Annotated in this window: 1 protein-coding gene; it reads right to left on the bottom strand. The window is 73.6% G+C overall.

Going from position 1 to position 1,207, the window contains the following annotated elements; genetic code table 11:
- Window positions 1-92: 92 nt before the first annotated feature.
- Complete coding sequence (locus EYA84_RS33960) at window positions 93-1,073, bottom strand: alpha-ketoacid dehydrogenase subunit beta (RefSeq protein WP_131057882.1); 981 nt, start codon at window positions 1,071-1,073, stop codon at window positions 93-95.
- Between the last annotated feature and the right edge of the window lie 134 nt (window positions 1,074-1,207).

The following is a 1,207-nucleotide window of genomic DNA, read 5'->3' as shown; positions in this document are numbered from 1 at the left end:
GGCCCGGACCGTGGCGAGCCCGATGCCGGAGGCACCGCCGACGACGACCACCCGGCGGCCGGTGAGCAGGCCGGCCGTCGGGGCGACGCCGGTCACCGGCGGACCGTTCCGCGGACCGCCTCGGCGACGTGTTCCGCCTCGGGCACCACGGCCTTCTGCAATGCCGGGGCGGCCGGCATCGGCACGTCCGGGGCGGCCACCCGGGCCACCGGGGCCCGCAGGTCGGCGAAGCACTCGGACGCGGCCCGGGCGGCGATCTCCGCACCGAATCCGCCGGTCAGGTTCGCCTCGTGGGCGACGACCAGGCGGCCGGTGCGCGCGACCGACGCGCCGACGGTGTCGAAGTCCAGCGGGTTGAGCCACCGCAGGTCGATCACCTCGGTCTCGATCCCCTCCGCGGCGAGCTGGTCGGCGGCGGCCAGGGCTGCCGGGACCATCCGGGACCAGGCCACCACGGTCGCGTCCCGGCCGTCGCGGACCACGCGGGCGCCACCGATCGGCTCGACCGGTGCGTCGGTGCGTACCGGGCCCCGGGTCGGGTAGAGCATCCGGGCCTCCGCGACCACCACCGGGTCGTCGCTGACGACTGCGGTACGCAGCATCTGGTACGCGTCATCCGGGGTGGACGGCAGCGCCACCCGCAGGCCGGGGGTGTGCGCGAAGTACGCCTCCACCGAGTGCGAGTGCTGGGCACAGGCGCCCGGCGAGTACCCCTGCTGCATCCGGATCACCAATGGGGCCTTCCACCGGCCGGCGCTGGAGTAGCGGATGGTGGCGATCTGGTTGACGATCTGGTCCATCGCCACGAAGGAGAAGTCGGCGTACATGATCTCGGCGATCGGTCGTAGACCGGTCATGGCCGCGCCGAGCGCCATGCCCAGGAAGCCGGTCTCGGAGATCGGGGTGTCGAAGATCCGGTCGCTGCCGAACCGCTTGTGCAGTCCCTTGGTGGCACCGAACGGGCCGCCGGGCAGGGCGACGTCCTCACCGAAGTAGACGGTGTCGGATCGGCTCTCCAGCGACCAGGCCAGGGCCGCGTTGACGGCCTGGATGTACCGCAGCGACTCAGACATAGACGTACTCCTTGATGGTCGCCGGGTCGGGGAACGGCACCTCGCGGGCGGCCACGACGGCGGCCTCCACCTCGGCCTCCACCTCCGCGTCGACGGCGTCGAGCCGGGCGGTCAGCGCGGCGTCGGCGGCGGCC

Origin of the sequence: Verrucosispora sp. SN26_14.1 (genome assembly GCF_004307965.1) — a bacterium.
Taxonomy (GTDB): domain Bacteria; phylum Actinomycetota; class Actinomycetes; order Mycobacteriales; family Micromonosporaceae; genus Micromonospora.
The sequence above is the reverse complement of the archived record's forward strand: the minus strand, read 5'-3'. Positions and strand labels throughout refer to the sequence as shown.